The sequence below is a fragment of the Pseudomonas sp. Marseille-QA0892 genome (assembly GCF_054950135.1).
On the sequence record NZ_CM143104.1, the window covers coordinates 1,194,931 to 1,218,557 of the forward strand.

Below are 23,627 nucleotides of genomic sequence, written 5' to 3' on the forward strand. Positions count from 1 at the left end.
TAAGCATGCGTAAAGTGCTGTTGTTTTTGGTGGTGATTGTGGCAGCTGCCTTTCTTTCCCTCCGGTGGTGGTCACAACGTTGGCCAACGGAGGCAAGCGTGCAAGAGCTGGACGGCGGTTCACTACTTGCACTGCCGGCAGGGGAGCCGCGCGCGCAGGTCCTCATCGCGGCGCCGGCGGGCGAAGCGCTAAGCGAATCGGAGCTGTTGGCGCTAGCACAGAAGACCGGTGCGCGATTCCTGCAATATGGAATCGCTCAAGCCCAAGACTGCATGGCACACCGTACGCAACTGAATGCGGCGATCGAGCAGCTCGGCGCTACGCCGGATTGGGTTGCCGGCATTGGTGCGGGTGGTGTGCAAGCGTGGCGCTGGCTCGCGGCTCAGAATGAAGACGGCCGAAACGCGCTGTCGGTCGGCAGCAAGATAGCGGAGCCCGATTGCGGCGACCCCTGGCCTGAGAAGGCCAAGGGGAAGTGGCACCTTGCCTGGAACGATAATCCTGGCGACGACACCGCGGTGTTCGTTCGGAACCAGCCCAACGCCGATACCACGATCAGCGACTACGACACCCCCTTGAAAACGGTACTTCAGGATCAGCTGCTACGCCAGCTTCAGGGTCGCCATAGCGACGTACCAACTATTGAGATCCGTCCCGAAAAGGAGGATGCGGCACAGGGTGATACCGTTACTATCTTTTACTCCGGTGACGGTGGTTGGCGAGATCTCGATCATGACTCCGCCGAGACGATGGCGAAGCACGGTTATCCGGTCGTTGGGGTCGACGCGCTTCGCTATTTCTGGGAGCACAAGTCGCCAGAGCGCATCGCGGCCGACCTTTCCAAGTTGATGCAGCATTACCGCGAGGTGTGGGCCGCCAAGCATTTCGTACTGGCCGGGTATTCTTTCGGGGCAGATATACTGCCTGCCGTCTATAACCGGCTTCCGGCTGAGGACCAGAATCAGGTGACGACAATGTTGCTGCTTGCCTTCGCGCGCAGCGGTGACTTCGAGATCCAGGTCACGGGTTGGCTGGGCAAGCCGGGCGACGAAGCGCAGACCGGGCCTGAAATGGTCAAGGTGCCGGCAAGCAAGATCTATTGCATCTATGGCGCGGAGGAGCGGGATGAGAGCGGATGTACCCAGCCGGGCGCTATCGGTGAAAGGCTGGAGCTCCCAGGAGGTCACCACTATGACGGCGACTATGACCGCTTGGCCCAATACATGATGAAAGCCATCGACGCGCGCACTCCGCGTCCTTGACGTTGCGCCGGGTATGGGATCTGACGCGCACCGCTTCGTTTGCCACGTGCCCGGGCGGTCGTACCATTGGTCAATTCCAGGTGGACGACGCGCAGGGGCGTACGGCATTCTGCCATGATTCGCGTTGACGCGCGGCCGGGTATCCAATGAGCGGCGAGCCCGGTTTCTCTACATGGACCTGCCGGTTCCACCGGCCGAGACGGTCCCCGACTTCATTGTGGTACCCATGACCGAGCGTGAGTTGTTGATGATCATATCCCGGGCTGTTCAGCACGAGGATGTTCCCGAGTTCTCCCCGGCACGCACCGGTGCGTTGCTCTTCGATACGATGATCGCGGAGTGGGAGCGGCTCAGCGTGGATGGCCGCAACAGCCTCACGCTTGTGCTTGGAATGATGGCCAAGGAACTCACTGCCGAGGCAAAGGCCGAGCGTACGACGGCCCAAATCATCGAGCGGATGCAGCGCGCGAACTGAGCCCTTCGGTTCGCTTCATCCCAGTTGCCGACCGGTTGCTAACAAATAGCGGCAGGCTCTTCTCAGATGTCCGACGCATCGCTAGAATTGCGCACTTTTTGATCAAGGGCGCCTCAGTGAGCGTCCGCTGAGGTTAGCCACCATGTCTATTTCCCCCACCCCGAAAGTTGGTTTCGTCAGCCTTGGCTGTCCGAAGGCCCTGGTCGATTCCGAGCGAATCCTCACGCAACTGCGTATGGAAGGCTACGAGGTCGTGCCGACCTATCAGGATGCCGATGTGGTCGTGGTCAATACCTGCGGCTTCATTGATAGCGCCAAGGCAGAGTCATTGGACGTCATCGGCGAGGCGATCGCAGAGAACGGCAAGGTCATCGTGACCGGGTGCATGGGGGTGGAAGAGGGCGCTATCCGCAATGTTCACCCTAATGTGCTGGCAGTCACCGGCCCACAGCAGTATGAGCAAGTCGTCAATGCGGTCCATGAAGTCATCCCTCCGAAGACCGAGCATAACCCCCTTATAGATCTCGTTCCGCCGCAGGGGGTCAAGTTGACGCCGCGGCACTACGCTTATCTCAAGATTTCAGAGGGCTGCAACCACAGCTGCAGCTTCTGCATCATTCCCTCCATGCGTGGCAAGCTGGTCAGCCGTCCCGTCGGTGATGTCCTGAACGAGGCCGAGCGATTGGTGAAGGCCGGTGTGAAGGAGATTCTGGTCATCTCCCAGGACACCAGTGCCTATGGGGTCGATCTCAAGTACAAGACCGATTTCTGGAACGGCCGCCCGGTCAAGACGCGGATGAAGGAGTTGTGCGAGGCGCTGTCGAGCTTGGGCGTTTGGGTCCGGCTGCATTACGTCTATCCCTATCCTAATGTCGATGAAATCATCCCGCTGATGGCGGAAGGGAAGGTGCTGCCTTACCTGGACATCCCATTCCAGCATGCCAGCCCGAAAGTCCTGAAGGCGATGAAGCGACCCGCGTTCGAGGACCGCACCCTTGCCCGTGTTAAGCAGTGGCGTGAGCAATGTCCTGAACTGATCATCCGCTCAACGTTCATTGTCGGTTTTCCGGGCGAAAGCGAGGAGGATTTCCAATACCTGCTGGATTGGCTCACGGAGGCTCAGCTGGATCGGGTGGGGTGTTTCCAGTACTCGCCAGTGGAAGGCGCGCCCGCCAACGAGCTTGGTCTGGACCCTGTTCCTGACGACGTGAAGCAGGATCGTTGGGATCGTTTCATGGCTCACCAGCAGGCAATCAGTGCGGCACGCTTGCAGCGCCGCATAGGCCAGGAGCTCGAAGTCTTGATCGACGAAGTCGACCATGAAGGGGCCGTGGCACGCTCCTATGCCGACGCGCCTGAAATCGATGGCAGCGTGTTCATTGCAGGAACGGACATGCAGCCCGGCGACCGCATCAAGGTGCGTATTGTCGACGCGGACGAATACGACATGTGGGCAGAGCCGGCCTAACCGCTTTCAGGAGAATGCCGCCACGGCTTAAAAGCTATGGCGGCAGCACAGCATGGCGGGCTTGCTGCACGGAGGCACGGTTACGGGATCCTCACGTCGCCCCTCAATGCGCTTCCATACCTTCTCGTGAAAGTAGAAGCCCACCGAGTTGCATAGCGGTTCGACCACAGCGACCAGTCCGCTGATTCCAATGCTGCCCGTCAAGAGATAAGCCACTGTAAAGGCGATGCAGAAGTGCATAATAGTGAACGTCAGTGTCTTCAGCATGATGCTTTCTCGATGAGAATGATTCCAGGCCAGGTTACGGTTCTCATCCGCTAGGCAAAAATAATCGATCCACATAGCTCTAATCGATTCCTTCAATCGCTGCTTCAGGGAACGGATTGTTCCGAATCTCTGTACCGCATCGCGTTGAACGCGGGTCCAAGCTCTCCTAAGGTAGGCGGCTGCCTTTCGTACGGATTGCCTGTGAAAACGCCGCTTCCTTTGCTCCCACTATTTGCCATGATTCTGGCAGCTATCAACCTACGCCCCGGAATCACGTCCCTTGCACCCTTGATCGAGCGGATAGCGGCGGACCTTTCGCTGGGGCGCGGCGTGATCAGCCTGACTACGGCTTTACCTGTGCTCTGCATGGGCCTATTGGCTCCGATGGCGCCACGGCTCGCCCTGCGATTTGGTCTCGAGCGCACGATCATGGGATGCCTTGCGCTGCTTGGATTTGCGCTCTCGCTCCGGCTCGGCGGGAAAAACAGCGCGCTGTTGATCATCAGCGCGGCGTTGCTTGGCATGGCGATCGCTGTCATCGGGCCGCTGCTTGCCGGGTTTATCAAACGGCATTTTCGTGAGCAGTCCGGGCGAGTGGTGGGCTGGTATTCGTTGAGCATGGCGATCGGTGGCAGTGCGGGCGCGGTGCTCACCACACCTGTCACACACGGGTTTGGCGACAGCTGGACGCTCGGCCTTGCGGTGTGGGCATTGCCAGGCATTATCGCCTTTGCACTCTGGTGTATCGTGGGCAATACGAATGACCCGGCCAGCGCAGGCGAAAGCACAGGCCTGCCGTGGCGGCACCGGCGCGCGTGGCTCATCACGATCTATTTTTCGCTGCAGGCGGGTACGTTCTACGCGCTGGCAACGTGGTTGGTCGCACGGTATGGAGAAGCCGGCTTGAGTCCATTGCGTAGCAATGCTCTGTTCAGCCTGTTCATGCTGGTGGGCCTTCCGGCTTCCTTCATCATTCCATGGCTGGCGCACCGCCTGGTGCCTCGGCACATCCTGCTGGTCGCATGTGGCAGCACGACTGCGGTATGTCTGGCAATGATCACCTTCTTTCCGCTTATCGTGCCTGAGCTGTGGGCCGTGCTGATGGGCATGTCCGCTACCGGTTCGTTTTCGCTCTCGCTCCTGCTGCCCATGCATGAGGCTGAGTCTCCGATGGCCGTGAGCCGTTGGACAGCCATGATGCTCGGCGCCGGCTATTGCATCGCGTGCTTTGCACCCGTACTGGCCGGATTTGGGCGGGATATCGCCGGCTCCTATGTACTGCCATTCGCCGTGCTGACCACCATGGCCACCGGCATGGCGATCCTGGCCACCCGTCTCGGGCATAATCGGGCGCCATCAAACGCCGACCGGGCTTGAGCCGGAGGAATGCCTTGCTTAATTACATCTGGTTTCTTTCCGCCGCGCTGTTCGAGATCGCAGGCTGCTACGCATTCTACCTCTGGCTTCGTCTGGGTAAGACCGCCTGGTGGGTAGTGCCCGGGCTTCTGAGCCTGATGCTTTTCGCGCTGCTGCTGACACGCGTAGAGGCTGCATACGCCGGGCGGGCGTATGCAGCGTATGGGGGAATCTACGTGGTTGCGTCTGTCGGCTGGTTGGCTGTCATTGAGAAGACGCGGCCGTTGGGGAGCGACCTGCTGGGCGCGGCGCTTTGCGTTATTGGTGCCAGTATCGTGCTATTCGGCCCGCGTTTCAGCCAAGGCTGACGCGGGCTATTCCTCTAGCCACTCCGGCGGTATGTCTCGGCGGTGGACCAATTGGCACTGCTGGCTGTCTGGGTCGAAGGCAATGAAAGCCTCCTTTCGCTTGAGAGCATGCATGACGCGCTGGACGCGTGTGGGCAGGTCCGTTTCGTCGCCGTTGTCGGTACCTTCGCGCGTCACGAAGTCCTCGATAAGGCGGGTGAGGGTTTCCGGATCCAGCATGTCGTAGGGGACGAGCATCGTATTACTCGGTTCGATCGGCGGCGAAGTATGCCTGACTTGCCGTGAGCCAGTTATCACTTCCGACGCATGAGAGCCCCGGCGGAACCAGTCCGCCGGGGCTGACCTATGGTCAGTTTTTCCGGTCGCCGTCGCTCTCTCCGCGGCCTACCAGTGTATCGACCGCCGGCACACGGGTATCGCTCTCCATCTGGGCATCGTGTTCGAGCTGATGGCTGAACGGTTCGAGCGATGCCTGGCACGTATGGGCGTCGCTGGCGAACACCGGCGGGCTCAGCATGTAGGCCGCAATAAGCCGGGTAAGGGCCACCAGGCTGTCGCGATGGGTACGTTCATAGCCGTGGGTCGCGTCGCAGCCGAAGGCGAGAAGTGCTGTGCGAATATCATGACCTGCTGCCACGGCGGACTGCGCATCGCTGTGGTAGTAGCGAAACAGATCGCGCCGGGTGGGGATGCTGAACTGTTCGCCTAGCTTCAGCAGATGGCGGGAAAGGTGGTAGTCATAAGGCCCGCCTGAATCCAGCATCGCGACGCTGACAGCGTGTTCGCTCGAGTGTTGGCCGGTTGCGACGGGTGCAATGTCGATGCCGACGAACTCGCTCACATCCCAGGGTAGCGCGGCAGCCGCACCGGACCCGACCTCTTCGGTGATGGTAAACAGGGGATGGCAATCAATATACGGCTCCTGGCCGCTGTCCTTAACCGCCTTCAATGCAGTGAGCAGGGCGGCAACTCCAGCTTTGTCGTCGAGGTGACGTGCGCTGATGTGCCCACTTTCGGTGAACTCCGGCAGCGGATCGAACGCGATGTAGTCACCGACCGCCACGCCCAGGCTCTCGCTGTCGGCGCGGCTCGCCGTGTAGGCATCGAGGCGTACCTCGATGTGCTCCCAACTGATGGGCATCGTGTCGACTTCGGTATTGAACGCATGACCGGATGCCAGCAGGGGCAACACGCTACCGCGAATGACGCCTTGGTCGGTAAACAGGCTTACACGGCTGCCTTCGGCGAAGCGGCTGGACCAGGTACCGATGGGCGCCAGTGTAAGGCGGCCGTTGTCCTTGATGCTGCGTACAACAGCGCCAATGGTATCGAGGTGCGCCGAAACAGCTCGGTCCGGTGAGTTGGTGCGGCCCTTGACCGTAGCGCGGATGGTGCCGCGTCGGGTCAACTCGTATTCGATGCCAAGTTCGTCCAGGCGCTCTGCGACGTATCGAACGATGGTGTCGGTAAAGCCGGTCGGGCTGGGAATGGCCAGCATCTCCAGCAGGGTCTGCTGCAGATAATTCAGATCGGGTTCGGGAAGGTTACTCATGCCACGTCTCCTTGGAAATGCGCGCCGGCTCGCCCGTGACGGGTGAGCCGGCAGGAGAAAGGGGAAGGGAAGATTATTGCGGTGCTTTGCTCAGAGGAAAGAGCAAGTCGACGAAGCGCTCCGCTGTCGGCTGGGGTTCGTGGTTCGCGAGCCCGGCGCGTTCGTTGGCTTCAATGAATACGTAGTCCGGTTGTTCCGCGTCCTTGACCAGCAAATCCAGGCCAACCATCGGGATCTCCAGCGCGCGTGCTGCACGCACTGCGGCGTCGACGAGTGTCGGGTGCAGTTTGTCGGTCACGTCTTCCAAGATACCGCCGGTGTGCAGGTTGGCCGTCCGGCGGACTGCCAGGTATTCGCCTTCGGAGAGCACCGTGTCGTAATCGTAACCTGCAGCCCGGAGCGTGCGCTCCGTTTCGCCGTCCATAGGAATACGGCTCTCGCCGCCTGTGGCGGCTTGGCGACGCCGGCTTTGGGTCTCGATGAGTTTGCGAATGGTATTGCGGCCATCGCCGATGACCGACGCAGGGCGCCGAATGGCAGCGGCGACCACTTCGAAACCGATCACCAGAATTCGCAAGTCGTTGCCTTCGTGGAAACTTTCCAGCAACACCCGGCTGTCGAACTGCCGTGCGTTCTCGATGGCTGCCTGCATTTCTTCTGGGGTGCTCAGGTCGACGGCAACGCCCTGTCCCTGTTCACCATCCACGGGCTTCACCACGACACGCTTGTGCGTCTCAAGGAATGCCAGGTTGTCTGCATCATCTCCAGCCAGCTGTTGAGCAGGCAGCATCAGGCCGGCGGCCTTCAGATAGCGGTGTGTCAGGCGCTTGTCCTGACATAACGTCATGCTGACCGAGCTCGTCAGGTCCGACAGGGACTCACGGCAGCGAATGCGACGTCCGCCATGAATCAGGGTGAAGAGCCCACCCTCGGCATCGTCCACTTGCACTTCAATGCCTCGGCGGCTTGCCTCATCGACGATGATGCGTGCGTAGGGGTTCAGTTCGGCCTTCGGCCCAGGCCCGATGAACAGGGACTGGTTGATCATGTTCTTGCGTTTGACGGTAAAGGTGGGCAGGTCGCGGAAGCCGAGCTTTGTATAAAGCGCCTTCGCCTGCCTGTTGTCATGCAATACGGAAAGGTCGAGATAGGCCAGCCCGCGGGACTGGTAATGCTCTATAAGGTGGCGAACCAGGGCTTCGCCAACACCCGGACGCTGGCACTGCGGATCGACCGCGAGGCACCACAGGCTAGATCCGTTCTCCGGGTCGTTGAAAGCTTCGTGATGATTCAGCCCCATCACGGTGCCAAGCGCATGTCCGCTGTCCACGTCTTCGGCTATCCAGTAGACCGGCCCGCCTTCTTCACGGGGCGTGATCTGCTTGGGATCGACCTGCATCATCCCACGCGTCTGGTAAAGCCGGTTAACGGACGCCCACTCGGTGTCGTTCTGAACGCGGCGAATGTGGAAGCCACGAAACGGACGGCGAGCCGGGCGGTAGTCGCTGAACCACAGGCGAAGCGTGTCGGACGGATCAAGAAAGAGTTGCTGGGGCGCATGCGCCAACACCTGTTGAGGCTGTGCGACATACAGCGCGATATCGCGCATGCCGGGATCTTCTTCAAGTAGGTCGGCCGCAAGGTCGGCAGGGTTCGGATACGTATGGCCGACCAGTAGCCGCCCCCATCCACAGTGCAGCGCCACTGGGGCGCCTGGGTCCTCGCCACCACCTTCGGCATAACGGGCCTGAAGGCGTTGATAGGACGGGGCCTGGCCACGCAGTAAACGTTGGCCATAGGCATGTGACTTTTGCATTCCACCCTCCTGATCCGCTCTCCGAGCGGTGACGGCTATCGATCGTGCGAATAGCCGTCTGGATTCAATCACGCGTTGCTGGCGCGTTACCCGCCATCACATGGCGAGGCATTCGACGTTACGCCGGGCGTCGTTACGCAGGCGTCGGACGCGGGGCGTCGGACGCCTGACCGGTTCAAAGGCCGTGTTCCTTCATCCATAAGTTGAGTGCTGCGAGTTGCCAAAGTTTCGAACCGCGTAGCGGGGTCAGCTGCCCGTCGGGATTGGCAATCAATGCATCGATCTGCTGACGATTGAACAGGCCACGGTCCTGGCTCGGGTCGAGAAGCAGGTCACGCACCCAGCTCAGTGTTGCACCTTGCAGGTGCTTCAGGCCGGGCACGGGGAAATAGCCTTTCGGGCGATCGATGACTTCCGCAGGAATCACGCGGCGCGCAGCTTCCTTCAGTACATACTTGCCGCCGTCGGGCAGCTTGAACTGGGCAGGAATGCGTGCAGAGAGTTCGGCAACGCGGTAGTCCAGGAATGGCGTGCGCGCCTCCAGGCCCCATGCCATCGTCATGTTGTCGACCCGCTTCACCGGGTCATCCACCAGCATCACGGTACTGTCGATCCGCAGCGCCTTGTCGACCGCGGCGTCAGCGCCGGCTTGCGCGAAGTGGTTGCGGACGAAGTCGCCGGAGTAGTCTTCGCTCACCCATTTCGACTGGACGGTACGCGCATACTCGTCGAAATCACGATCGCGGAAGGCGGACAGGTAGGCAGCAACCGGATCGGATGCGCCGTCGACCTGCGGATACCAGTGATAGCCTGCAAACAGCTCGTCGGCACCCTGGCCGCTCTGTACCACCTTGCAATGCTTGCTGACTTCGCGTGACAGCAGGTAGAACGCGATGCAGTCATGGCTGACCATCGGTTCGCTCATGGCACGGAAGGCTGCAGGCAGCTGTTCGAGAATCTCGTGCTCCTTGATACGGAGCTGGTGGTGGCGCGTCTGGTAGTGCTGTGCGATGAGGTCGGAATAGCGGAACTCGTCGCCGCGTTCGCCGCCTGCGTCTTCGAAGCCGATGGAGAAGGTCAGCAAATTGTCTGCAGCGCCCGCTTCGCGCAGCAAGCCTACCAGCAAGCTGGAATCTACCCCGCCAGAAAGCAATACCCCCACGTCTACAGCGGCGCGCTGACGGATCGCGACCGCCTCGCGCATCGTATCCAGTACCTGGGTTTGCCATTCATTGAAATCGTAGCCCTGCTCTTCGGGGCGGGGGCCGTAATCCAGAGTCCACCAGCACTTCTGCTCGGTACGACCCGAAGCATCGACACGCATCCAAGTCGCTGGCGGCAGCTTCTGGATGCCGGTGATGAGGGTATGTGGTGCAGGAACGACCGCATGGAAGCTCATGTAGTGGTTGAGCGCGATCGGGTTGATCGACTTGTCGATATCGCCGCCCGCCAGCAGGGCAGGAAGAGCAGAAGCGAAACGCAGGCGATCATTCGTCAGCGAGTAGTAGAGCGGCTTCACGCCGAGACGGTCGCGCGCGATGAACATCTGGCGGCGGTCCCGCTCCCAGATCGCGAAGGCGAACATGCCGTTTAGCTTGGGTAGCATCGCCTCGCCCCAGGCGTGGTAGGCCTTGAGCAGGACTTCGGTGTCGCCGCTCGAGAAGAATCGATAGCCCTTCGCCTCGAGCTCGGCGCGGATTTCGGGATAGTTGTAGATGGCGCCATTGAAGACCATCGACAAACCCAGCTCGGAATCGATCATGGGCTGGCCGGACGCGTCTTCCAGATCCATGATCTTCAGACGTCGATGACCGAAACTGAGCGGGCCGCTGCTATGGAAACCGCAGGCATCGGGCCCGCGCGATTCCAGTTGATGGGTGATGCGCTCGACCGCGGACAGGTCGCTCGGGCGCTGATCGAATCGAAGTTCTCCTGCTATGCCGCACATATCCTTACCGGTTCTCCGTTGGGGAAGTTTCTATATATACCTAAACAAACAAGACACTTTCAGGTCAAAGGAGTTCTCGGCAATCAATGCCGCTCGACAGGCTGTCCGCTTGTAATAAAGGTTATGACTGAAAGTATCGATGCGTTTTCCAAGACCGCTGAGCTGTCCATTTACCAGGCGCTGCGCCGGTTGCAGCAGTCACTGGAAGTGCACACCAAACAGTTGGCGAAGTATGGCGGTCTCACACCGCTTCAACTCCTCATTCTTCAGGTGCTGGCGGCAGAGGAACAACTCACCGCAAGCCAGTTGGCTGGGCTGGTGAGCCTCTCGCAAGCTTCGCTCTCGGGCGTGCTCGATCGCCTCGTGGCCCGCGGCATGATTTCTCGCGAGCGCGACGAGCGGGACCGGCGCAAGCAGTGGCTCTATCTGGCCGAGGAGGGAAGGACCGCACTTTCGGAAGCGCCACCGCTGCTGCCTCGCCACGGGCTGGAACGCTTCAAGGCCCTGCCTGATTGGGAGCGACATGCGTTGCTGGCTGCGCTGCTTCGTGCTGCGGACCTGTTCGGAGAGCCGGCGCTGGAGTGAGTAGTCGGCAGGCCGTTATGCTCAAGCGACCTGCAAATGGAGTCCCGAGGCCCACCCATGAATTTCACTTTCCGAATGGCCACTGTCCAAGATGTCGAAGTTCTTGCTGTGTGCCTCTTTGAACACGGCCCAAATCCGTGGAATTACCTGCCTGAAGCTCCCGTGCGCGCCCACTTGGCTGAAATCGGTAGTGGTCGCATCGAAGCGATGATTGCCGAAGCCGACGGTGGTGCCTTGGCAGGCTTCATCAGCTATCAGCCTGCGTCCAGTGAATTCACTCGCCACCAACCTCCGGGTCGGCCCGCACACGCCTATGTCTGCGAGGCTGTCGTGGACAGCGCGTTTGCCGGGAAAGGACTAGGCGCAGAGCTGCTGCGTGCGGTCGTGCAGGACATTCGCAAACGCGGCGTAGACGACATCTATATTGACCGCCATGCGGACAATGCCGCATCAGCCGGCATGATGAAGAAGGCCGGGTTCGTCGAGGTCGAAACCTACGATGACCCGGCCAAGCGTCCGAACGGCACACAGCGCACGACCGTGTGCCGCCTTTCGACGAACTAGCTTCTGCACGAGAAGTCGTCGAGCGAAGGTCAGGCGAGGCAAAAACGGGTGAGGAAGCGGTGTTTACGTGCTGTAAATGAGCATTCCGAACCCGTTTTTAACGAAGCATCACCGAGCGCAGGCACTTTTCGTACAGAGCCTAGGCTTTCGTCCAGGCGCGGACGACATCGAGCATGCGATTGGAGAATGCCCACTCGTTGTCATACCACGCCAGCACCTTCACCAGATCGCCATGGACACGCGTGTGGTTGAGATCAGCGACACAGGAAATCGGATAGCCATTGAAGTCGCTGGATACGAGCGGCAGCTCGTTGCACTCCATTACGCCCTTGGGCAGCTTCGCAGCGCCGGCGCGTAATGCCTCGTCGATGGCGTGCCGGTCACAGGGACGTTCGGCGTTGAAGCACAAGTCGACAAGCGAAACGTTTGGCGTGGGGACGCGGACTGCCATCCCATCCAGCCGACCACCCAGTTCCGGCAGAACCAGGCCGATCGTCTTCGCAGCGCCCGTCGTCGTCGGGATCATCGACAGTGCAGCCGCCCGGGAGCGGTAGGGGTCGCCATGGTCCTTGTCCAACAGGCTCTGGTCGTTGGTATAGGAATGGACGGTCGTCATCAGACCTTGGCGTATGCCCACGGATTCGTGAAGCACCTTGGCCAGCGGGGCCAGGCAGTTCGTTGTGCACGAGGCATTCGATACGATCTTCTGGTCGCCCAGTTGCTCGTGGTTAACCCCATAGACGACCGTCAGATCGGCAGTGTCCATGGGGTGCGCCAGCAGCACGCGCTTGGCACCCGCCGTGACATGCGCTTCGGCTTGCTCACGTTTCTTGAACCGGCCCGTGCATTCGAGAACGACGTCGATGCCCATGTCGCCCCATGGCAGTTCGCTGGGTTCCTTGTTGCTCAGCAGGCGAATCGGTTGGTCACGGACATAGAGCGTATCGCCATCGAGGCGGATATCGTTTGTGAAGCGGCCGAAGGTCGAGTCGAAGCGGGTCAGTTGCAGCAATGACTGCGGATTGCCGAGGTCGTTGATGGCTTCGATCCGAATGGAATCGTGTAGACCGCGTTCGAAGAACGTGCGCAGTATTGCACGGCCGATGCGACCGTAGCCATTGAGTGCGATGCGAAGTATGTAAGCCTCTCCTCTGGTCGTTGACTGTCTGATTTAGGAAACACCTTGCCGGTGGAGTTCGAGAAGACTGACCGGCGAGTCACCGGTTTGCTGAATCGCGGATTCTGCTTCCGCATCAGGGCGTAGGGTCCGTGGTGAATTCAGTAACCACTGTCGGTTCGATCATGAAGCGGCTGTCATCTGGCCACACGCTCCAACGCTGGCTCACGCCTCAGCGTAGACGTTCTGCAGCCTGCTCATGAGGTTTCCGACGTTTTAGCCACCGGGCATGTAGAGCACAGCGAAGAGGATGGCGAGGGAAAGCAGGGTTAGCGTCGTCGCGACCTGTGCGGTGCGGAGCGTGATCTGACGCACCAGCGGCCGATCATTTGCTTCGATAGCGCGTTGAAGCGCCGGGCGTTGCAGTAGACGAAGCCGAAGGCCGAGCGCAAGCGAAGCGATGTAAAGACCGATGGCGAACTGCACGTAGCGCGGTACGGTATCGATACTGCGGTAGAAGGTATTGAAAAGAAGGACGCCCGTGACGATGAGCAGGGCAGCGACCGGCAGGCCTTGAGCAAAAAAACGATCCAGCGCTGCACCAGGCTCAAGCGCGGTGCGCGATGCTCGCAAAAGACGCCAGCTGAGACCGCCAGTCAGTACTGACCAGCCGAGGAGCGCTGCGATGTGCGCCACGATAAGCAGGCTCAGGAAGGTCATTGGGCATTCTCCGCTGGCGGTCCGTGAATCGCGCGCTATCATAGCCGGCCATTCGCAGTACTGAAAATTTATCCAGGCTTTTCGCCCATGCTCAGCCCCGAATTAAAGACCCAGATCCAGGGCGCCTACTCGCGCTTTCTCGAAGCCAAGGGGCTCAAGCCACGCTACGGCCAGCGGCTGATGATCGCAGAAGTGGCCAAGGCGCTCGGCGGTATCAAGCACAACGACGAAGGGCAGCGCGATGGCGACCCGGCTGTGGTCGCGGTCGAAGCGGGCACCGGCACCGGCAAGACCGTCGCGTATGCCATGGCCACCATTCCCATCGCCAGGGCCGCCGAGAAGCGCCTGGTGATCGCAACGGCAACGGTGGCGTTGCAGGAACAGATCGTCAACAAGGACCTGCCAGACCTGATGCGCAACAGTGGTCTGAGCTTCAGCTTCGCGCTAGCCAAGGGCCGAGGTCGCTACCTTTGCCTGTCCAAGCTCGACATGCTTCTTCAGGAAGGTCAGGCGCAAAGTGCAACCGCCCAACTTTTCGAGGAAGAGGGCTTCCGCATCGATGTCGATGAGCGGAGCCAGAAGCTGTTCACTGACATGGTCGAGAAGCTCGCCGGCAATCGATGGGATGGTGACAGGGACAGCTGGCCGCAGGCGCTGGAAGACGCCGACTGGGCGCGATTGACGACTGACCATAGCCAGTGCACCACCCGGCATTGCCCCAATTTCCAGCAATGCGCGTTCTACCGCGCACGTGAAGGGATGACCAAGGTCGACGTGATCGTGACCAATCACGACATGGTGCTGGCGGACCTTGCCCTTGGCGGCGGCGCCGTATTGCCGGATCCGCGCGAAACCTTGTACGTGTTCGACGAGGGCCACCACCTTCCGGACAAGGCCATCGGACACTTCGCTCATTTCACCCGCCTGCGTTCAACGGCGGACTGGTTGGGACAGGTCGAGAAAAACCTGACCAAGCTGCTCGCCCAGCATCCGATGCCGGGTGAGCTTGGCCGCCTGGTCGAGGGCGTGCCGGAGTTGGCCCGGGATCTGCGTACCCAGACCCAGTTCATGTTCAATGCATGTGAACAGGTTGCCGATTTCCGCGCCGGCGAGGACATGGAAGGCCGTGAGCGGCCACGCCATCGTTTCGAGGGCGGCCTGGTGCCCGAGCACCTTCGCGAGCTGGGTATCGAACTCAAGAAAGGGTTCGCCAAGCTGGTGGACCTGTTCACCCGGTTGACCGAACTGTTGAAGGAAGCCATGGATGGCGAAGTCAGCGTGGGCATCGCCAGTCATCAGGCGGAGGAGTGGTATCCACTCTTTGGTAGTCTGCTGTCCCGGGCTAGCGGCAGCTGGGAGCTGTGGACTGCATTCACGGTGGAAGATCCCGAGGACAGCCCGCCCATGGCGCGCTGGATGACGCTTGCCGAAAGCGGCTCGCTTTACGACATCGAAGTCAATGCGAGCCCTATTCTCGCGGCAGAAACGCTGCGTCGTAATCTCTGGAACGTTGCTTACGGCGCCGTGGTGACGTCGGCCACGCTGACAGCGCTCAATAGTTTCGATCGGTTCCGCATGCGGGCAGGGCTGCCAAAGGCAACCGTTACCAATGTCGTACCCAGCCCATTCCATCATGCGGACGCCGGTGTATTACGGGTACCTAACCTGCAAGCCGACCCTCGCGATGCGGCGGCACATACAGCAGCTATCGTCCGTGAGCTTCCCAATCTGGTCCAGGGCGCGCGTGGCACGCTGGTGCTGTTCTCTTCGCGCCGCCAGATGCAGGATGTTTTCGACGGACTGGATCGGGACTGGCGCAAGCGAGTGCTGATTCAGGGCAACCTCTCGAAGCAGGAAACACTTAACAAGCACAAGTCCCGTGTCGATGATGGCCAGGAAAGCGTTTTGTTCGGCCTGGCGAGCTTTGCGGAAGGCGTCGATTTACCGGGCGCGTATTGCGAGCACGTCGTGATTGCCAAGATTCCGTTCGCCGTTCCAGACGACCCGGTCGAAGCAGCCCTGGCCGAATGGATCGAGGCCCGTGGCGGCAACCCATTCATGGAAATTGCGGTGCCGGACGCCTCGTTGCGCCTGGTCCAGGCCTGCGGGCGTTTGCTGCGAACTGAAGCAGATCGCGGGACAATTACCTTGCTGGATCGAAGAGTGGTCACACAGCGCTACGGCAAGGCCATTCTCAATGCATTGCCGCCGTTCCGGCGCGAGATAGGCTGATCGAGAATGTCGTCCTAGGGTGGCGGGCGGTAAGCAGCCACGCTGCCCAGCGAGGCAAGCCATGCGCTGTAGCGCAGTAGGATCAGAGCAGAAACGAAAAAACCGGCACGAGGCCGGTTTTTTCATGAAAGGTCATGGACCTTTCGGGATTTGGTCGGAGCGACTGGATTCGAACCAGCGACCTTCTCGTCCCGAACGAGACGCGCTACCAAGCTGCGCTACGCTCCGAAGATTGGGCGGCATTTTACTGAAAAACTTTTGTTGCACAAGCGGTTACTCGGAAATTAGCCGCTCTGCTCGTTACCGTCGGGCAATGCCAGCAGCTCGGGGCTGTTGAAATTGGCCAGACGTGGGTCGTCTTCCAGACAGTCCACGGGGATCGGGTCAAAATCGCGTAGCACCCGCTGTGGGCTGCGCTCACCCTGAGCCCATGCGCGGTTCATGGCATCCGTCAAAAGGGTTGGCAGGAGGCAGAACATCGGCTGCCAGTAGCCGGCCTGACGGATGATGACAGGGCGATCTCCCGTATGCGTCCGAAGCGCGCCGATCAGCGAGTCGTCAACCTTGGGGGCATCGCAGGGCAATACGAGCAGGTGCTTGTGACGTGCGGCCGCCAGCCCCGCGCGGATGCCTGCCATTGGGCCAGGGAAGTCAGGGGAATCGTCCCGCACGAGCGTGTCGGCATAGTCGGCATAACGGTCCGCGTTGCGGTTGCATGAAATGATCAGATCATCGGTCTGCGGCCGGACATGATCATGTATCCAGGCCACCAATGGACGGCCTTTCCATTCGACCAGCCCCTTGTCTCGTCCACCCATTCGCTGCCCGCGTCCGCCTGCCAGTATGAGCACGGAGCAGGGTGGGAAGGTGTTGTCTTGCATCATGATCTCCGCCGGAAGGCCTGTGGTATAACACCGGCCTTTCCCGATCAACAAGTGGGTTATCCAACATGAGTACCAAGCCAGACGCCGTCTTCGTGCCCTTGGCCATCGCTGTCCTGACCGTGAGCGATACCCGTACCACTGAGACTGATACATCTGGCCAGTTGCTGGTCGATCGCCTTGGTGAGGCCGGCCATATTCTGGCCGAGCGTGTTCTGCTCAAGGACGATCTGTACAAGATCCGCGCGCAGGTTGCGACCTGGATTGCCAGTGATGCCATTCAAGTCGTCCTGATCACGGGCGGGACCGGATTTACGGGCCGTGACAGCACGCCCGAAGCGGTTGCCTGCCTGCTCGACAAGACAGTCGATGGGTTCGGTGAACTGTTCCGTCAGATTTCGGTAGCCGACATCGGCACGTCTACTGTCCAGTCGCGCGCACTGGCGGGCCTTTCCAACGGAACGTTGGTGTGCTGCATGCCCGGCTCGACAAATGCGTGTCGTACGGCCTGGGATGGCATTCTTGCCGAGCAGCTCGACTCCCGTCATCGCCCCTGCAACTTCGTACCGCACCTCAAGAAGCTCGACGCTTGCGAGACGCGCGGCTGATGGCAAACGGACTGATCTCGCTGGAAGAAGCACTGGGACGGCTGTTGGATCTGGCGGCGGCATCGCCCCTGCTCGAGGAAGACATGGTCTCCCTGGCCGAGGCAGACGGGCGAGTACTGGCCGAGAGCCTGACAGCAGGGCTGGATCTTCCGCCGTGGGATAACAGCGCAATGGATGGCTATGCGGTACGGCTGGCTGATATCGGCGATACGCCGCTCCCTGTAAGCCAGCGGATCATGGCGGGCTCAGCGCCTGTGAAGCTCCAGCCAGGCACCTGCGCGCGTATCTTCACTGGCGCGCCGATACCTGAAGGCGCCGACGCTGTCGAGATGCAGGAGAACTGTATCGTGGAAGCGGACGGCTGCGTTCGTTTCCTGCAGGCTGTTCGCCCGCGTCAGAACATTCGCCCTCAGGGGCAGGAGACGCGGACTGGCGACCGGGTACTCGAGGCTGGCGCTCGGCTGGGGCCGGTCGAGATTGGACTGGTGGCTTCACTCGGCATCGCTTCGCTCAAGGTCATAAAACGGCCTCGGGTGGCCGTGGTGTCGACGGGTGATGAGCTGGTAGAGCCAGGCGCACAACTTGCTCCCGGACAGATATACAACAGCAACAGGCATCTACTTGGCGCATGGCTCAAGCGCTTGGGCTGCGAGGTGATCGATGCCGGGATTCTTCCGGACGACCTTGATCTGACGCGCAAGGCGCTCGCGGATCTGGGACAGGCCGATCTAATCCTGTCGACGGGCGGCGTATCGGTCGGCGAGGCTGACTTCCTCGGGCTGGCGCTGAGGGAGGCTGGCGAGCTGGCGTTCTGGAAGCTCGCGATAAAACCGGGCAAGCCGCTGACATGTGGACACTATCGAGGCACGCCGGTGATTGGCCTGCCCGGTAACCCTGCGTCCACGCTGGTGACCTTCGGTCTGTTGGCAAGGCCCTACCTGTTGCGTCGCTTGGGCTGCTCGCGCGTTGACCCGCTGGCATTCGAAGTGCCGGCGGGGTTCGATTGGCCCAAGGCAGGCGGCCGACGGGAGTTTCTGCGAGCGCGGTTGGAGAACGGCAAGGCGGTCCCTTACCAGAATCAGAGTTCCGGCGTGTTGCTTAGCGCGAGCTGGGCTGACGGGCTGGCTGAGGTCCGTGAAGGCACTGCGCCGAGGTCAGGGGAGCGCATTCGCTTTATCCCTTTCAGTGAGTTGATGAACTGATCGCAGCGTTTCGGATGCCCTCTGCATCGTTCTTCCAGCGGATATGACCGCTCCGCTGAATGTTTCATACCGTTTCGAAACTTTCGCCAAGGGAAGCGTTTCCAAGGCTGATGCATCCGGACCACGGGGCCGCGTGCCCCGACTCTCATCAGGACTTTGATCATGACCGAACGTCGAGCCTTCGTGATTCTGCATGGCAAGGAAGCGCAGAACGAAGAAGTGCGCGCCGCGATACTTGCGAAGCGCGAAGAGGGCTGGGACTTGGCCGTACGGCCGACCTGGGAGGCTGGCGATGCGCAGCGGCTCGTAAAGGAAGCGGTCGCTGCGGATTACCCTATCGTGGTGGCAGGTGGTGGCGACGGTACCCTTAGGGATGTTGCCGAAGCGCTGGTGGAAACCAACAGCGGCGCAAGCCTCGTTCTTCTGCCCCTGGGAACCGCAAACGATTTTGCGCATGCGGCCGGCGCCGGCCTGACGCCGGTCGAAGCGCTGTCAATGCTCGATGTCGAACCTACCTCGATCGATGTCGGCAACATGGATGGCCATTTGTTCATCAATATGGCCACCGGCGGATTCGGGTCCCGGGTAACGGCCAGCACGTCCGAGGATCTCAAAAAGATACTGGGCGCAGGGGCCTACCTGATCACGGGGCTGAGCCGCTTCTCTGAGTTGCGCTCTTCGTATGGACGCTTCAGGGGGCCTGACTTCGCCTGGGAGGGCGATTTCCTGGCGCTGGGTATCGGCAACGGCCGTACGGCCGGTGGCGGGCAGGCGCTTTGCCCCAACGCGGTGGTCAACGACGGGCAGTTCGACCTCTGCATCGTTCCCGCCGAGCAGGACGTGGTCGGAACATTCCGGACCCTTCTTTCGGGCGGAATCAATGGAGTGGATACGGTATCCGTGACAGCGAGGCTGCCATGGGTTGAGGTGGAAGCGGTCGAAGGCCTGGACCTCAATCTCGATGGTGAGCCACACCACGCATCCAAGGTTCACTTCGAAGTGCTGCCATCTGCACTCCGAGTGCATTTGCCCTCCGATTCGCCACTGCTTACAGGCCAGAGTCTCGTTCCCGGCACCCTGTAGGTGCCGGCCTGGGCCCGTGATCTGGCGCATGGCCCATACAAAAAGGCATGATGGCGAAAAGCCGGTCTTCAGTTTCCTGGTGACCGGCCGATAGCCCATGGACGAGGCCGTACGCCTCTTTCATTTGTCATGCCCCGAGGAAACAAGATGGCCGGCATTCTTGATACCGTTGACCAACGCACCCAGCTCGTGGGTGAGAATCGCCTGGAAATCCTGATGTTCCGGTTGCATGGGCGGCAGCTTTTTGCGATCAACGTGTTCAAGGTGCAAGAGGTGCTTCAGCTGCCCAAGCTGACGCTCATGCCTCAGCGGCACCGTTGCGTCGTGGGTGTGATCAACCTTCGTGGCCATACGTTGCCCGTCGTTGATCTGTCCCAGGCGATCGGCCTCCGCCCTCTGGTGCCGGACGAGAAAAGCACCATCATCGTCACCGAGTACAACCGTTCCGTTCAGGCCTTCCTGGTGGGCAGCGTAGACCGCATCATCAACCTGAACTGGGAGTCGATTCAGCCGCCGCCGGGCGGTGCGGGACGCCAGCATTACCTGACGGCGATCACCAAGGTCGACAGCCAGATCGTCGAAGTCATCGACGTTGAAAAGGTGCTGGCCGAGATCGTCCCGATGAATACCAAGGTGTCGGAAGAAAAGCTTGCCGACCCGTTGCTCGAGAAGGCGCGTGGTCGTGAAGTGCTGCTCGTCGACGACTCCAGCGTTGCAATCATGCAGCTACGCGAGACGATGGCGCAGCTGGGTATCAAGACTCACGTCGCCAGCGATGGATTGCGTGGGTTGAACATGCTGAAAAAGTGGGCCGATGCAGGCGAGGTACTTACCGATCGTCTGCTGATGGTCTTCACCGATGCGGAAATGCCCGAAATGGATGGGTACCGCCTTACGACTGAGATCCGTCAGGATCCACGCCTGAAGGATTTGTATATCGTCCTGCATACGTCGCTTTCAGGAAGCTTCAACGAGGCGATGGTCAAGAAGGTCGGCTGCGACAACTTCCTTTCGAAATTCCAGCCGGACAAACTTGTCGATGTGATTCGCGAGCGGCTGAGCCTGGGCTGACAGGTCTGTCGTAAGGGCAGCCCTATCGCGTATCCTTGCCAGCTTTGGCTGGAGGTTCTGCCGTGCGACTTTCCGGACTTTTTCGTTATCCGCTCAAGTCGGCAATGGTGGAGCCCCTAGAGGCGTCCGCCGTAGGCGCGCTGGGTCTCGATGGCGATAGACGCTGGCTGGTGGTCGATTCTGACACCGGCCGTTTCCTGACGCAGCGCTTGCTCCCTCGCATGACGCAGCTCAGGGCCCGGTCGATGCCTGGCGGTGCCATTGAATTGTCTGCACCGGGCGCCCCCGATCTTCTCGTCCCGCTGCCTTCAGACGATGCCTCGTATCGAGGCGCCATTGTCTGGAAAGACATCCTCCGTGTTCCGGATGCCGGCGAAGCTGCTGCCTTATGGTTGAGCGCTTTTCTCGAGCGGGCTTGTCGCCTGGTCTACATGCCCGACGACTGCATTCGACCCGTCAAGGATGGGCAAGTGACGGATCGGGTGTCATTCGCAGACGGTTATCCACTTCTCCTGATCGGCGAAGGATCGCTCGCGGACCTTCAGGTGCGTGTTGGTCGCCCGCTGGATATGCAGCGGTTTCGACCCAATCTGGTGGTAAGTGGCGCTGAGCCCTATGCCGAAGATGGCTGGGCGCGCATCCGCATTGGCTCACTGACCTTCCGTGTCGTCAAACCGTGCTCGCGATGCATCATCACGACGCTTGATCCCTTCACAGGTGAGCGGAATGGCGACCGCGAGCCGCTGGCAACGTTGAAAACCTACCGTGCTCGTGAGGGAAATGTGTATTTCGGGCAGAACCTGATCTGTGACGGAGAGGGCACGCTGGAAATCGGCATGCCAGTTCAGGTCCTCGCTTGAGGTGACTCCGCGCCGTCCCTGGCGCCTGCGAATCAGATATCGTCGAAGTAGCGCTCGTGCCAGTCCACGACTGGCTGCGGTGCGTTGAGCTTCTGCCCATAGATGACCGCATAAGAAAGCACGTTCTGGACGTACTGCCGGGTTTCGTCGAACGGAATATTCTCGACCCACACGTCGAACGCCAGGTGTCGAGCATCCTTGAGCCATTGCCTGACGCGCCCTGGGCCCGCGTTGTAGGCTGCCGACGCCAGCACCCGATTGCCATTGAACTGGCCGTGCACCTGACTCAGGTAGGCAGCACCAAGCTGGATATTGGTTTCCGGCAGTACCAGATTGTTCATGTTCGTGAGCGGGATGTTGTAGCGCCGTGCGGTTTCTTTCGCGGTTGCCGGCATCAACTGCATCAGGCCGGTCGCACCGACGCCGGACCGGGCATCGGCCATGAAGGCGCTTTCCTGGCGGGTGATGGCGAAGACCCAGCTCGAATGCAGGCCACGCGCCTTCGCTTCGCGCACCAGGGTGTCGCGATACGCCATGGGGAAACGGATATCCAGGTCATCCCAGTATTTGGCCTGGCTGATGGTTCGAATGGCTGGGAAATACCAGCCCATGTCGTACGCCATGCGGGCCTGGGCGACCATTTCGTCCCGGTTGAAGAATTTGCTGGCGTGGTACCACTCACGACGAGCATTGACGATTTCGCCTCGGGCATAGAACTCCATGGCGCGCGTAATGCCGGGCCACTCGCGAACCTTGCGTTCGGTTGCCTTTACAAGCACCAATGGCTGGTTGTTCAGGCTGTAGGGCGCCTGGATGCGGTCAGCTGACAGGAAGCCATAGAAGTCACGCTCTTCGGCAACGGGCTTGTAGAGTTTCAATGCATCAGGGCTATTCGGTCTGGTCAGCTCGAGGCTACGCGCTCGCCAATACCGCCAGCGGCTGGTTTCAGCGAGTGATGGCGGCATACGGCTGATCAGCTTGTTCGCTTCGTCCCAGCGGCCAAGCCGGAGCAACAATCGAGCGTGCCATTCGCTAACGGTGTCGTCCTTCAGATTCGGGTCATACTGGCTCATGATCGGCAAGGCCCGTGGATCGAAGCGGCGCGCGAGCGTCAGGCCGATTTCGCGCGCGATCGCCACCTTCTCACTGCTGGAAAAGGCCATCCGCGTGGCGTAGGTATCGAGCAGGCCGAGCGCCTTCTCCGGGTCCTGGCGTGCAAGCCGGCGTAGTCCGAGGCTCACCACGTCGGACATCGCGTCATCGTTTGGAGCGAATCGGGAAGGTTGTTCGAGCAATTGTGGCTTCTGCGCGACCTGGATCAGGAGGTCGGCTCGCGGCTTGAGAGAGGGCAGGGTGTTGCCGAGGTGAGTGGCGAGCCCGTATTCGCGGGCATCAGCGGCAAGTTTCACGCGCTCCCAGCGCTTTGCCTCGGTGAGTTGCCCCTTGGCCGCCCACATGTCGAATAGCGTATCGCAGGCGTTCGGCTGCGATTTTCCCACCAGCCAGAGGCGTTCCGCCGTCTTGTAGCCTTCGGCTTCCTGACGGTGCGTCAACTGGTACTGGCCGTATAGGCAATCCAGCTCAGTGAAGTTCATCGACGGGTCATAGTAGTCGACAAAGGTCTGCCATTCGCCACGCTCGGCGAGCCAGCGCAGCCAGCGCAGTTTCATCCAGTTGGCCTGCGGGAGGTCACCGTGGTTCGCAAGGAAGGTGCGGATCTCGCTGTTACTCGCCGTTTTCAGGCGGGCAGTGAGCTCGTCGTATGCCAGATAAGGTTCGAGTGGGTACCCGGCCAAAGCCTGCGCATAACGCCGATAGGGTTCGGCGTTTCCTTTTTCCAGAGCAGCCTTGGCTTCGTTGTAGTACTGGCGCTGTTGAGCCAGGGACGCGGCTTGAGCGGATTGAACGGAGAGAAGGGCAAAGCCGAGGACGCAGCAGAGACTGATCAGACGATCACGCATGACACTTCCGAAAAAGAAGGTGAGCTGATGGCGGCAAGATGCTACCGCCTGATTGGAGGGTAGCTTAGCCGTTGCTCTTCGGCCTTGAAAAGAACCGTTTGCCCCTCCCATCGGCTGAGGAAACAGCACGTTGCAAAGCGCGCCGTTTCAAGTGCGTCGGTGGCATGGTGCCCTTGTTCGTCGGGTCAATGCCGACTTGCTGGCATCGCGGCCATGCTCGGCTCGCGGTCG

At 60.5% G+C, this 23,627-nt stretch carries 22 protein-coding genes and 1 tRNA gene; 13 read left to right on the top strand and 10 right to left on the bottom strand.

Going from position 1 to position 23,627, the window contains the following annotated elements:
- Positions 1-5 precede the first annotated feature (5 nt).
- From ACY8D3_RS05565 to rimO, 3 genes are all read left to right on the top strand, one after another.
- Complete coding sequence (locus ACY8D3_RS05565) at positions 6-1,262, top strand: virulence factor family protein (RefSeq protein WP_462382365.1); 1,257 nt, start codon at positions 6-8, stop codon at positions 1,260-1,262.
- Between the two features lie 172 nt (positions 1,263-1,434).
- Positions 1,435-1,737, top strand: coding sequence for a hypothetical protein (locus ACY8D3_RS05570; protein WP_462382367.1), 303 nt, complete (start codon positions 1,435-1,437; stop codon positions 1,735-1,737).
- A 142-nt stretch (positions 1,738-1,879) separates the two neighbouring features.
- On the top strand, positions 1,880-3,205 hold the full coding sequence (rimO, locus tag ACY8D3_RS05575; RefSeq protein ID WP_462382369.1) for a 30S ribosomal protein S12 methylthiotransferase RimO: 1,326 nt from the start codon (positions 1,880-1,882) through the stop codon (positions 3,203-3,205).
- 27 nt (positions 3,206-3,232) lie between these two features.
- Here rimO and ACY8D3_RS05580 read toward each other — a convergent pair whose 3' ends face one another.
- Complete coding sequence (locus ACY8D3_RS05580; RefSeq protein ID WP_462382371.1) at positions 3,233-3,472, bottom strand: DUF2061 domain-containing protein; 240 nt, start codon at positions 3,470-3,472, stop codon at positions 3,233-3,235.
- 237 nt (positions 3,473-3,709) lie between these two features.
- On the opposite strand from ACY8D3_RS05580, the gene ACY8D3_RS05585 reads away from it, so the two are divergent.
- Together ACY8D3_RS05585 and ACY8D3_RS05590 are read left to right on the top strand one after the other, a co-directional pair.
- Positions 3,710-4,849, top strand: coding sequence for an MFS transporter (locus ACY8D3_RS05585; RefSeq protein WP_462384256.1), 1,140 nt, complete (start codon positions 3,710-3,712; stop codon positions 4,847-4,849).
- A 14-nt stretch (positions 4,850-4,863) separates the two neighbouring features.
- Complete coding sequence (locus ACY8D3_RS05590) at positions 4,864-5,196, top strand: YnfA family protein (RefSeq protein WP_462382373.1); 333 nt, start codon at positions 4,864-4,866, stop codon at positions 5,194-5,196.
- 6 nt (positions 5,197-5,202) lie between these two features.
- On the opposite strand, the gene ACY8D3_RS05595 is transcribed toward ACY8D3_RS05590, so the two are convergent.
- The 4 genes from ACY8D3_RS05595 to ACY8D3_RS05610 all read right to left on the bottom strand — a co-directional run bounded on the left by ACY8D3_RS05595 (position 5,203) and on the right by ACY8D3_RS05610 (position 10,512).
- On the bottom strand, positions 5,203-5,433 hold the full coding sequence (locus ACY8D3_RS05595) for a YheU family protein (protein ID WP_462382375.1): 231 nt from the start codon (positions 5,431-5,433) through the stop codon (positions 5,203-5,205).
- 112 nt (positions 5,434-5,545) lie between these two features.
- Entirely contained in the window at positions 5,546-6,748 is a 1,203-nt protein-coding gene (locus ACY8D3_RS05600; protein WP_462382376.1) for an osmoprotectant NAGGN system M42 family peptidase, read from the bottom strand.
- Between the two features lie 73 nt (positions 6,749-6,821).
- Positions 6,822-8,564: an N-acetylglutaminylglutamine synthetase gene (gene ngg, locus ACY8D3_RS05605; protein ID WP_462382378.1), complete on the bottom strand. Its 1,743-nt coding sequence runs from the start codon at positions 8,562-8,564 to the stop codon at positions 6,822-6,824.
- A 175-nt stretch (positions 8,565-8,739) separates the two neighbouring features.
- Entirely contained in the window at positions 8,740-10,512 is a 1,773-nt protein-coding gene (locus tag ACY8D3_RS05610) for an N-acetylglutaminylglutamine amidotransferase (protein WP_462382380.1), read from the bottom strand.
- Positions 10,513-10,635: 123 nt separating this feature from the next.
- On the opposite strand from ACY8D3_RS05610, the gene ACY8D3_RS05615 reads away from it, so the two are divergent.
- Both ACY8D3_RS05615 and ACY8D3_RS05620 read left to right on the top strand, forming a co-directional pair.
- The gene (locus tag ACY8D3_RS05615; RefSeq protein WP_462382382.1) at positions 10,636-11,097 is read left to right on the top strand and encodes a MarR family winged helix-turn-helix transcriptional regulator; all 462 of its coding nucleotides are present in this window, start codon (positions 10,636-10,638) and stop codon (positions 11,095-11,097) included.
- Between the two features lie 57 nt (positions 11,098-11,154).
- Positions 11,155-11,661, top strand: coding sequence for an N-acetyltransferase family protein (locus tag ACY8D3_RS05620; RefSeq protein ID WP_462382384.1), 507 nt, complete (start codon positions 11,155-11,157; stop codon positions 11,659-11,661).
- A gap of 139 nt (positions 11,662-11,800) precedes the next feature.
- On the opposite strand, the gene gap is transcribed toward ACY8D3_RS05620, so the two are convergent.
- Complete coding sequence (gene gap / locus ACY8D3_RS05625) at positions 11,801-12,799, bottom strand: type I glyceraldehyde-3-phosphate dehydrogenase (protein WP_462384258.1); 999 nt, start codon at positions 12,797-12,799, stop codon at positions 11,801-11,803.
- Positions 12,800-13,054: 255 nt separating this feature from the next.
- Positions 13,055-13,498, bottom strand: a complete 444-nt coding sequence (locus ACY8D3_RS05630; protein ID WP_462382385.1) for a hypothetical protein — start codon at positions 13,496-13,498, stop codon at positions 13,055-13,057.
- A gap of 87 nt (positions 13,499-13,585) precedes the next feature.
- Between ACY8D3_RS05630 and dinG the strand changes: the two genes are divergently transcribed.
- Positions 13,586-15,730, top strand: a complete 2,145-nt coding sequence (gene dinG, locus ACY8D3_RS05635; RefSeq protein WP_462382387.1) for an ATP-dependent DNA helicase DinG — start codon at positions 13,586-13,588, stop codon at positions 15,728-15,730.
- A gap of 151 nt (positions 15,731-15,881) precedes the next feature.
- Here dinG and ACY8D3_RS05640 read toward each other — a convergent pair.
- Together ACY8D3_RS05640 and mobA are read right to left on the bottom strand one after the other, a co-directional pair.
- Positions 15,882-15,958: transfer RNA gene (locus tag ACY8D3_RS05640), tRNA-Pro, on the bottom strand.
- 56 nt (positions 15,959-16,014) lie between these two features.
- On the bottom strand, positions 16,015-16,614 hold the full coding sequence (gene mobA, locus ACY8D3_RS05645) for a molybdenum cofactor guanylyltransferase MobA (protein ID WP_462382389.1): 600 nt from the start codon (positions 16,612-16,614) through the stop codon (positions 16,015-16,017).
- A 65-nt stretch (positions 16,615-16,679) separates the two neighbouring features.
- On the opposite strand from mobA, the gene moaB reads away from it, so the two are divergent.
- The 5 genes from moaB to ACY8D3_RS05670 all read left to right on the top strand — a co-directional run bounded on the left by moaB (position 16,680) and on the right by ACY8D3_RS05670 (position 21,435).
- Positions 16,680-17,219 (top strand): molybdenum cofactor biosynthesis protein B, encoded by a 540-nt coding sequence (moaB, locus tag ACY8D3_RS05650; RefSeq protein WP_462382391.1) that lies wholly within the window; start codon positions 16,680-16,682, stop codon positions 17,217-17,219.
- The gene (locus tag ACY8D3_RS05655; RefSeq protein ID WP_462382392.1) at positions 17,219-18,421 is read left to right on the top strand and encodes a molybdopterin molybdotransferase MoeA; all 1,203 of its coding nucleotides are present in this window, start codon (positions 17,219-17,221) and stop codon (positions 18,419-18,421) included. The genes moaB and ACY8D3_RS05655 overlap by 1 nt, the downstream gene beginning before the upstream one ends.
- Positions 18,422-18,583: 162 nt before the next feature.
- The gene (yegS, locus tag ACY8D3_RS05660; RefSeq protein WP_462382394.1) at positions 18,584-19,504 is read left to right on the top strand and encodes a lipid kinase YegS; all 921 of its coding nucleotides are present in this window, start codon (positions 18,584-18,586) and stop codon (positions 19,502-19,504) included.
- Between the two features lie 147 nt (positions 19,505-19,651).
- Complete coding sequence (locus ACY8D3_RS05665; RefSeq protein ID WP_462382396.1) at positions 19,652-20,575, top strand: chemotaxis protein CheV; 924 nt, start codon at positions 19,652-19,654, stop codon at positions 20,573-20,575.
- Between the two features lie 104 nt (positions 20,576-20,679).
- Entirely contained in the window at positions 20,680-21,435 is a 756-nt protein-coding gene (locus tag ACY8D3_RS05670) for an MOSC domain-containing protein (protein WP_462384260.1), read from the top strand.
- A gap of 32 nt (positions 21,436-21,467) precedes the next feature.
- On the opposite strand, the gene ACY8D3_RS05675 is transcribed toward ACY8D3_RS05670, so the two are convergent.
- Positions 21,468-23,396 carry a transglycosylase SLT domain-containing protein gene (locus tag ACY8D3_RS05675; RefSeq protein ID WP_462382398.1) on the bottom strand — a complete coding sequence of 643 codons (1,929 nt, stop codon included), beginning with the start codon at positions 23,394-23,396 and terminating at the stop codon, positions 21,468-21,470.
- Positions 23,397-23,627 lie beyond the last annotated feature (231 nt).

Bases quoted from the DNA above. Each gene is read 5' to 3' on its own strand.
- ACY8D3_RS05565 (WP_462382365.1), top strand. From the start codon at position 6: ATGCGTAAAGTGCTGTTGTTTTTGGTGGTGATTGTGGCAGCTGCCTTT.
- ACY8D3_RS05570 (WP_462382367.1), top strand. From the start codon at position 1,435: ATGGACCTGCCGGTTCCACCGGCCGAGACGGTCCCCGACTTCATTGTG.
- rimO (WP_462382369.1), top strand. From the start codon at position 1,880: ATGTCTATTTCCCCCACCCCGAAAGTTGGTTTCGTCAGCCTTGGCTGT.
- ACY8D3_RS05580 (WP_462382371.1), bottom strand. From the start codon at position 3,472: ATGCTGAAGACACTGACGTTCACTATTATGCACTTCTGCATCGCCTTT.
- ACY8D3_RS05585 (WP_462384256.1), top strand. From the start codon at position 3,710: ATGATTCTGGCAGCTATCAACCTACGCCCCGGAATCACGTCCCTTGCA.
- ACY8D3_RS05595 (WP_462382375.1), bottom strand. From the start codon at position 5,433: ATGCTCGTCCCCTACGACATGCTGGATCCGGAAACCCTCACCCGCCTT.
- ACY8D3_RS05600 (WP_462382376.1), bottom strand. From the start codon at position 6,748: ATGAGTAACCTTCCCGAACCCGATCTGAATTATCTGCAGCAGACCCTG.
- ngg (WP_462382378.1), bottom strand. From the start codon at position 8,564: ATGCAAAAGTCACATGCCTATGGCCAACGTTTACTGCGTGGCCAGGCC.
- ACY8D3_RS05610 (WP_462382380.1), bottom strand. From the start codon at position 10,512: ATGTGCGGCATAGCAGGAGAACTTCGATTCGATCAGCGCCCGAGCGAC.
- ACY8D3_RS05615 (WP_462382382.1), top strand. From the start codon at position 10,636: ATGACTGAAAGTATCGATGCGTTTTCCAAGACCGCTGAGCTGTCCATT.
- ACY8D3_RS05620 (WP_462382384.1), top strand. From the start codon at position 11,155: ATGAATTTCACTTTCCGAATGGCCACTGTCCAAGATGTCGAAGTTCTT.
- ACY8D3_RS05630 (WP_462382385.1), bottom strand. From the start codon at position 13,498: ATGACCTTCCTGAGCCTGCTTATCGTGGCGCACATCGCAGCGCTCCTC.
- dinG (WP_462382387.1), top strand. From the start codon at position 13,586: ATGCTCAGCCCCGAATTAAAGACCCAGATCCAGGGCGCCTACTCGCGC.
- mobA (WP_462382389.1), bottom strand. From the start codon at position 16,614: ATGATGCAAGACAACACCTTCCCACCCTGCTCCGTGCTCATACTGGCA.
- moaB (WP_462382391.1), top strand. From the start codon at position 16,680: ATGAGTACCAAGCCAGACGCCGTCTTCGTGCCCTTGGCCATCGCTGTC.
- ACY8D3_RS05655 (WP_462382392.1), top strand. From the start codon at position 17,219: ATGGCAAACGGACTGATCTCGCTGGAAGAAGCACTGGGACGGCTGTTG.
- yegS (WP_462382394.1), top strand. From the start codon at position 18,584: ATGACCGAACGTCGAGCCTTCGTGATTCTGCATGGCAAGGAAGCGCAG.
- ACY8D3_RS05665 (WP_462382396.1), top strand. From the start codon at position 19,652: ATGGCCGGCATTCTTGATACCGTTGACCAACGCACCCAGCTCGTGGGT.
- ACY8D3_RS05670 (WP_462384260.1), top strand. From the start codon at position 20,680: ATGGTGGAGCCCCTAGAGGCGTCCGCCGTAGGCGCGCTGGGTCTCGAT.
- ACY8D3_RS05675 (WP_462382398.1), bottom strand. From the start codon at position 23,396: ATGCGTGATCGTCTGATCAGTCTCTGCTGCGTCCTCGGCTTTGCCCTT.